Origin of the sequence: Chryseobacterium sp. Leaf201 (assembly GCF_001421435.1) — a bacterium.
In the GTDB taxonomy this organism is placed as follows: Bacteria; Bacteroidota; Bacteroidia; order Flavobacteriales; family Weeksellaceae; genus Chryseobacterium.
Genome location: NZ_LMKA01000081.1, coordinates 26156 through 34140, shown reverse-complemented (window position 1 = coordinate 34140; position 7985 = coordinate 26156). Strand labels below are relative to the sequence as shown.

General features: G+C 40.6%; 7 protein-coding genes. 3 read left to right on the top strand and 4 right to left on the bottom strand.

Going from position 1 to position 7985, the window contains the following annotated elements:
• The first annotated feature begins 115 nt into the window (after window positions 1-115).
• The 3 genes from ASE55_RS12365 (at window position 116) to ASE55_RS12355 (ending at window position 3414) form a co-directional block, all read left to right on the top strand.
• Window positions 116-1309: an MFS transporter gene (locus ASE55_RS12365; protein ID WP_238585046.1), complete on the top strand. Its 1194-nt coding sequence runs from the start codon at window positions 116-118 to the stop codon at window positions 1307-1309.
• 16 nt (window positions 1310-1325) lie between these two features.
• Entirely contained in the window at window positions 1326-2114 is a 789-nt protein-coding gene (locus ASE55_RS12360; RefSeq protein ID WP_056219991.1) for an NUDIX hydrolase, read from the top strand.
• Window positions 2115-2235: 121 nt separating this feature from the next.
• A complete protein-coding gene (locus ASE55_RS12355) occupies window positions 2236-3414 on the top strand; it encodes an acyl-CoA dehydrogenase family protein (protein WP_056219989.1) in 1179 nt (392 codons plus the stop codon).
• Between the two features lie 86 nt (window positions 3415-3500).
• Here the strand turns inward: ASE55_RS12355 and ASE55_RS12350 are convergent, their stop codons facing one another.
• From ASE55_RS12350 to rsmG, 4 genes are all read right to left on the bottom strand, one after another.
• Window positions 3501-6194, bottom strand: a complete 2694-nt coding sequence (locus ASE55_RS12350) for a PD-(D/E)XK nuclease family protein (protein WP_056219986.1) — start codon at window positions 6192-6194, stop codon at window positions 3501-3503.
• The gene (locus ASE55_RS12345; protein WP_056219983.1) at window positions 6191-6727 is read right to left on the bottom strand and encodes a hypothetical protein; all 537 of its coding nucleotides are present in this window, start codon (window positions 6725-6727) and stop codon (window positions 6191-6193) included. The genes ASE55_RS12350 and ASE55_RS12345 overlap by 4 nt, the downstream gene beginning before the upstream one ends.
• Before the next feature lie 3 nt (window positions 6728-6730).
• Window positions 6731-7138, bottom strand: a complete 408-nt coding sequence (locus ASE55_RS12340) for a hypothetical protein (RefSeq protein WP_056219982.1) — start codon at window positions 7136-7138, stop codon at window positions 6731-6733.
• Window positions 7139-7199: 61 nt separating this feature from the next.
• Entirely contained in the window at window positions 7200-7835 is a 636-nt protein-coding gene (gene rsmG / locus ASE55_RS12335) for a 16S rRNA (guanine(527)-N(7))-methyltransferase RsmG (protein ID WP_056219979.1), read from the bottom strand.
• Window positions 7836-7985 lie beyond the last annotated feature (150 nt).

Genomic DNA, 7985 nt, shown 5'->3' with positions numbered 1-7985 from the left:
TAACATTATCTTAATAAATATTTTAATTTTTCCTTTATTTTTGGGACTTCAAAGGCCTATTTTTTATCGTACTTTTCATAAAAAATCATAAAAAAGAACAAAATTAATCCCCAAAATGATGACCAGCACTGCCCGAATCTCCCTTCCGCTGAAACTTACTTTTCTTATTTTTTCAATGGTGCTGAACTGTATGGGCCTTGTTATCCTCCAGCTTTCCGAGGCAAAAATCACCTTTGAAAAACTCGGTTTCCTGGAATCTTTTAAAGATCTGCCGATTGCTTTTATTTCCCTTTTTGCCGTAAATTTTATCAGCAGGTTCGGGACTAAAAAATCACTCATCCTTGCCCTGTCTATTGTCGGGATCTGCTCATTAATCCTGCCGTTTGTGGAAGTATTCTGGTTTTATAAAGTATGGTTTGCCATCGTCGGGACCTGTTTTGCCATCGGGAAAATCTGTGTATACGGAATTATCAGGCATAATATTTCAGATGAAAAATCTTTGGCCAAGACCATGAACAGTGTTGAAGCTTCTTTTATGATCGGTATTTTCGTCGTGAATATCGGTTTCGGATCACTGATTTCCAGTCGCTTTTCCGAATTCTGGAAATTCGGGTTTTTGTCCATTTCATTGCTGTCGGCCATCACCATCTTCCTTTTTTCAAGGCTTCCAGTTTCAGAATCTGTCCGAATCGAAAAAGAGAATATGCGCAAGGAGCTTTTAAAGCTCATTAACCCTTTGATGGTCATATTTTTAGCGATTATTTTTTCCATTGTATTTATAGAACAGAGCTTCAACTCATGGCTTCCTTCATTTTATAAAAACCACCTGAAGGTAAATTCTTTTTTTTCACTCCAGGCTACATCGTTAATGGCTGTTTTCTCCTATCTCGGAAGAATCATTACAGCCCATCTGATCCAAAGGTTTGCTCTGTCGAAATATTACATCGCCTGCATCTCGCTCATTATTCTGGTCCTGGCTACCATTAGCGGTATCCAGTTCTTCGGGACCAACGATGCCGGAATACTGCTGTTTCTGTTTCCTGTTACCGGCCTTTTCCTTTCGCCGCTCTATCCTGTCATCAGCTCAAAAATGATTGCACGGGTTGATAAAAGCAGAACCAATCTTTTTACCTCACTGATTGTTATTTTTTCATCCCTGGGAAGTTCTGTGAGCTCTATTATGATGTCTGTTCTGTTCGGAAACCAGATGCTGGGGTATTATTCGCTGTATATTCTGTCGGCTGTTATTGTACTGCTGATCATAAGTTTAATTTATTTTAAACTTGCAGACCGGACTTTTGAAAAATAATTTTATTTTTACTGTCATGAAAGCCAAAAACGAAAAAAATAAAGAAACCCTACAGGAACTTATTGATACAAAAGACTTTGTAGCACATGTATCGGTAGACTGCACCATATTTGGTTTTCATAACAATATCCTCAAAGTGCTACTTCTGAAGTACCACGACCTGAATCTGTGGTCCCTGCCGGGAGGTTTTGTCTTTAATGACGAAGATCTCCGCGAAGCTGCCGCACGGGTTTTACACGAAAGGACACACCTTAAGGATATTTTCCTTAAACAGTTCCATACCTTCGGAAGAATCGACCGGACAGAGAACAACGTTCATCAGATTCTCCTCAATAACAAAGGCATCGAAGTCCCGAAAGACCACTGGATCTTCCAGCGGTTTATTACGGTAGGCTACTGCAGCCTGATCGACTTTTCAATGGCCAATACATTTCCTGATGCTTTTAACGAAAGCTGTGAGTGGTTTGAAGTGAACAAGCTTCCGCAGATGGCTTTCGACCATGACCGCATTATCGAAACCGGACTGGAATACCTGAGGATGAACATCAATACCGAAGTGGCCGCGAGCAACCTTTTACCGGAAAAATTTACGATGAAAGACCTGCAGTCGCTTTATGAAACTATTCTTGGGGAATCATTCAGAAGAAACAATTTCCAACGCAAGATATTAAGCCTTAACATTTTAGAAAGACTGGAAAAGCTATATGACGGCTCTGCCAACAAAGCGCCGTATTTATACAAGTTTAAAAACAGAATTTACCATCCTGCCAATCAGTACCCTATTTCCAACAAAGAAGAAAACTGATACAATATTGCTTACTGCTGTCCTTTCAATTTAAGCCGCTCAGTACCAGCTGATAAAATGCATGTAAAAAAAGTTTCCATGAACTCATGAAAAGTGCTATTTTTAGGAAAATTAAATTACAATGTCATATTATCCCCTTACAAGCATTCCTGACTATTACGGGATTGATGCTTTACTTACCGAAGAACATAAGCTGATCCGCCAATCGGTCAGAGACTGGGTAGAGAGTTCTGTAATGCCGCGGATTGACCAGGCAGCCCAGGATCATACGGATATTCCGGGACTGATGAAGGAATTGGGGCAAATCGGGGCTTTGGGCCCTTATATTCCGGTTGAGTACGGAGGTTCCGGGCTTGATCAGATTTCTTACGGACTTATCATGCAGGAACTGGAAAGAGGAGATTCTGCCGTACGTTCAGCGGCTTCCGTGCAGAGTTCACTGGTGATGTTTCCGATTAATGAATTCGGTTCTGAAGAGCAGAAAAAGAAATACCTGCCTCAGCTGGCTGCCGGGGAAATGATCGGTTCTTTTGGATTAACCGAACCTAATCACGGTTCAGACCCGGGCTCTATGGAAACCAATTTTAAAGATATGGGCGGCCATTACCTTCTGAACGGTGCCAAAATGTGGATCACCAATTCGCCGATTTGCGATATTGCGGTAGTCTGGGGTAAAAACGAAGAAGGAAAAGTGCAGGGACTAATTGTTGAAAGAGGAATGGAAGGCTTTACCACTCCGGAAACCCATAACAAGTGGAGCTTAAGGGCTTCAAAAACAGGGGAACTGGTATTCAATAATGTAAAAGTACCGAAAGAAAACCTGCTTCCGGGTGTTACCGGACTGAAAGGGCCTCTATCCTGCCTGAATTCTGCAAGATACGGAATCTCATGGGGGGTTATCGGGGCGGCGATTGACTGCTACTGTACTGCCGTTCAGTACTCCAAAGAAAGAAGGCAGTTCGGGAAACCGATCGGCTCCTATCAGCTGCAGCAGAAAAAACTGGCTGAATTCTTAACTGAAATCACCAAGGCACAATTGCTCTGCTTACAGTTGGGAAACCTTAAAAATGACCATAAAGCCACACCGGCGCAGATTTCAATGGCGAAAAGAAACAATGTGAAAATGGCTATTGATATCGCAAGGGAATCCCGACAGATCCTTGGCGGAATGGGAATTATGGGCGAATTCCCGATGATGAGGCATGCGGCCAACCTGGAATCGGTTATTACTTATGAAGGCACCCACGATGTTCATTTGCTGATTACAGGCATGGATATTACCGGAATTAATGCTTTCTAAATATTGATAAATATAACAAACAAGTAAATAAATGAAGAGCCCGATATTTTATCAGGCTCTTTTGTATTGCAGTAAAAAGACTTGTATTAACCGGAATATGGTTTCAGCCTTTCAATAAAATTAATATCCGGATTCAGGATTTCTTCAATCAGGCTTTTTACCGATTTCATGGCCACATCAATATCTCCTTTTTCAAACTGAAGAGAAATTACCCCTTTTTTAGCTTCGGCAAAACTCCAGATCCCGGTCTCTATCGGGAATCCCCAGAATTCAGGGAGGTTCTGGACCACATACTGATAAATACACAGCTGCAGGGCCTGCTTCCGGTCATTGTTATGGAAATATTCATCTGCTTTGTCTTCATCTATTTTAACGACCAGATTTTTGATCTTTGCCGTCTTATAATCAATAATCCTTAAAGTTCCGTTCAGCCTGTCGATTCTGTCTATAAACCCGAAAAAAGAAATTTTATTCTGTTCATCAAGACTGAAATCAACCCCTTCAAATCTTTTTTCGATATCAAGAATTTCCAGCGTATTTCCGGTTTTCACCAGATCCAGATCGTAGTCCAGAATATTTGTAATTACTTTTTTAGCAATTGCCTTATGAATAAAGTTCATTCCCTTTTCATAAAATTCCGGCTGGTGCTTCAGCTTATTGATCGCACTTTCTATATATTGATCTATTACTGCAATTGACTGCTTTAAATCATTTTCTTTTAAGACTTTACCTTTTAATACTTCATAAACATCTTGAAGGGTATAATGCACAAGATTACCGTAATTCCTCACCGATAATTCTTCTTCTATTTCGTCACTTTCCGAAGTATTCAGAATTTTGGAAAGGTAAAAATCGATGGGATTATACAAATAGCTGGTCAGATGGGAAGCCGAAACTTTCTTTTTCCACTGCTCAAGCCTCGCCAGTACAACCGGTGTTTTTGAAACTTCAATAGGCTGGGTAATGATCGGTTCAGATGAATTTTCAATAATCAGATGCTCGATATGGTGCGAGCTTTCCATTTCAATCTGCGTAATAAACCTGCTTTTTTCACCGGTATTGACTCCCGAGCTTAATGCATTGAATAACAGGTGTACATTCTGGGCATCCTGGATCAGGCGGTAAAAATGATAGGCATAAATACTGTCATTCTCCAGAAAAGTATGCAGATCAAAAAACTTCCTGATGTCAAAAGGAATATAGGTGTTCTGGGAATTCCCCAGCGGTAATTTGCCTTCATTTACAGAAAGCAGGATAACATTTTCAAAATTCAGAAGACGGGTTTCCAGAAGCCCCATGACCTGCAGCCCCTGCAAAGGCTCTCCCTGAAAATCAATACTCTCCGAATTGATATGCTGGTTGATCAGGATTTCCAGTGTTTCCATTCTGATCTCGAAGCTGTACTGGGAAAGCTGGTTCCTGATCATCCTGAACGCATTCTCGAAATGGGAAACGTTTTCATACTGAATATCATCAATTTCCAGCCATTTTATCTGCTGGCAGAAGGCGATTAATGAATCAAGATAAATGTTGGTTGACTCAGCTTTCTGAAGGAGATTATAATATGAAAGCGCTCCCAGCAGTTCCTGCATGAGCTTTTTTGAAATATAAACAATATTCCTCTGTTCTATACTGGCTTTAAAATTATTGATGATCTGGTCATCCTCCGCGGATTTCGGAAGCTCTTCCAGAATCGGGTAAACATCACGGTAATAATAGGAAGACCTGTTTTTTTCCAGCTGCTTCTGGAGATAGAACAGTTGCTTGACTGCATTGGAAAAGGAAAGGTTCTTCAGAGGGAAACCCATGGTAATATTCAGGTTCTGAACGCCATGCATCGCATCCAGGCTGGCCGGAAGCAGGTTTTCATCCAATAACACAACCGCCGTATTGGAGTAGGTCTTGTTCTCTATTTCGTTCAGGATTTCCGGAAGGATCTTGGTCTGGGTAATATTTCCGGATACTTCGTAAACTTTGATATTTTTCGGCTGGTTAAAATCTTCTTCAATCCATCCAAAAGGACGTTCATCGGTAAATTCTTTCCATATTTTATGGTTCCTCAGGAATTTTCCGGCTTCCTGCCTTTCGTCATCAAAATAATAACGGTCTGCCTGGAAAAAGCACTGTGCTTTGTTCCACTGCAAAAGGCTGCGTACCAGCTTCTCCTCTACCGGCGTAAAAGCATTGAAGCCACAGAAAATAAACTGCTGCTGTATATTTTTAGCAAAATCAACTACCTTTTTATCTGCCGTCTCGTGGATCATTCCGGAGGTAGCCCAGTTTCTTTCCTGTAACCTTTTCTTGAGTACAGGCAGGTAAATATTCATGTTTTTCCAGAAAGTAAGGAATTTCTTTCTCGGTACATCATCATCTTCCCCTAAATCCTGCGCCCATTCCTTGATCCTTTCTTCATCAAACATATACTCAAGAACCGCTTCATCATTTCCTGAAAACTTCAGGATATCATCCCAGTCCTTCTGTAACGTGGGGAACCACTTCAGGAATTCGGAAAATTCATCATTGGGAATCAGGTTCAGGCTTTTGTACACATCAAAGGCAAACAGCCACAGGGAAATCCCGTGAATTTCCTGCTTGTCGGCAATGGTACTTACGAGTTCCTCAATTGTATAAAAGTGAGGCAGGAAACCGGAATAATTGTTTTCTTCCAGGATCCGGCGGATAAATACAACCGGCCTTTTACCGGGCAGCACCATATTGAAATCTGAGAGATCACGGTTCTGTGCCAGTAATTCTGTGATGACTTTATTTAGGAATTTCAAGACGTTTTATAGCTTTTGTAGTTTTCTAATTCTTCAGCAATAATACGATTATATTCCGACTGTTTTTCTTCCACCATCCCGTTTTTGGTTTCTGCATCATAGGTCTTCTGGAACGTCTGGTATTCTTTGAGGATGCGGTTGTAGATGGTTTTAAAATACTTGTCAAAATCCGAGGATGTTCTGATCTTCTCCGCAATTTCTTTCCGCAGCTTGCGCGCATAGACTTCTGCCGCGTCAAAATGTTTCTGCTCATGCAGAAGGACATAATTATTGATGCGTTTTACATCTTTCCAGGATTGGTTTTCATTAAAAACAGTCTCGACTTTTATTTTGATAGGGGCTTTCGGGTTTGAAGATTTCACGTAGGAGTAAGACCAGCCGCAGTTGGTATAGGCCACTACATTGGAGCCAAGCTGGTTGTTGGTCCTGCTTTTAAAATTATCCCAGGTGAGTTTCCGTCCTTCTTCCCAATATATTTTCTGTCCGTATAAAACACCGGAAAGCAGAAAACAGGCTGCAAAAATCCATTTCATTATTTATTCAACTACAATTGTTTTGGTGATCCAGCTGTTGCCGCCGTTCCAGAATTTAAAAGTATAGGTCCCTGTCTGGCGCGGACTGAAATTAATCTGGCTGGCTGCTGTATAACTGTTTTGTGTACAGGGCCCGTTTGTACTGTATTTATAAGCGGTAACCGTTCTTGTCAGGTTATCGCTCTGAACATAATCATATCCGTAAAACCCTTCACATTGGGACGGGTACGTAGAGTATGTCCTGATGCTCTGGATTCCGTAAACATTCATGGTATCATTAACAATTTTTACACTGTCAATTTTAATCTTATCTGCAGATTCTATCGTCTGATAGTCGTCATCGTCATGACACGATGTTAAAAATAACCCTAAAACCAATGCAGAAAATCCAGGAGAGAAAAGATTTTTCATAACTACAAATTTTTGATTATCAGTATTATTCCATCAAATAGTGTTCCCCGGCAGCGTATATTTAAGAATTAAAATTACCTTTTGATACGTAGACTACTTTTTTGGTATCAAAAAATTCTTCGTCAAAATAATTTTTAAGCGAAAAAATTTCACATCTCAGGCCGGCAAGCTCTTCGGCAAGGTCACCGCCTTTCAGATATAAAATCCCGTTGTGCCTGGAATTGAACTGCTCTTTTTCAAATTTGCCTTTCAGCCACTTTAAAAATTCCGGCATCTGCGTTACGGCACGGCTCACGACAAAATGGAATTTTTCCTTTACTTTCTCAGCCCTTCCGTGAATGGCCGTCACGTTTTTCAGTCCGGTCCCTTCTGCCACTGCCTGCACCACACTGATTTTTTTACCGATGGAATCAATGAGGGTAAATTGGGTTTCCGGAAATAAAATTGCCAAAGGGATTCCGGGAAAGCCGCCGCCGGTCCCGATATCCAGCACCTTTGTTCCGGGTGCAAATTCCATCACTTTTGCGACGCCCAATGAATGTAAAATATGCTTTTCGTACAGGGATTCCATATCCTTTCTTGAAATCACATTGATTTTTTCATTCCATTCATGGTACAGTTCTTCCAGTTTATCAAACTGTTGGATCTGTGTTTCTGTAAGTTCAGGGAAGTATTTTAATAGTAACGTTGTAGACATGTGAAATATTATAAAAAGCAAAAATAAGTTTTTATTCACATTGTATTCAAATTAAGAGTCTGTTTAAATGGATTTCAAAACATAATTTATCTCAGGTTACAGCAATCAGGCAGATTTTATTTAACCTCACAGGGAAGATATTTAAAATCG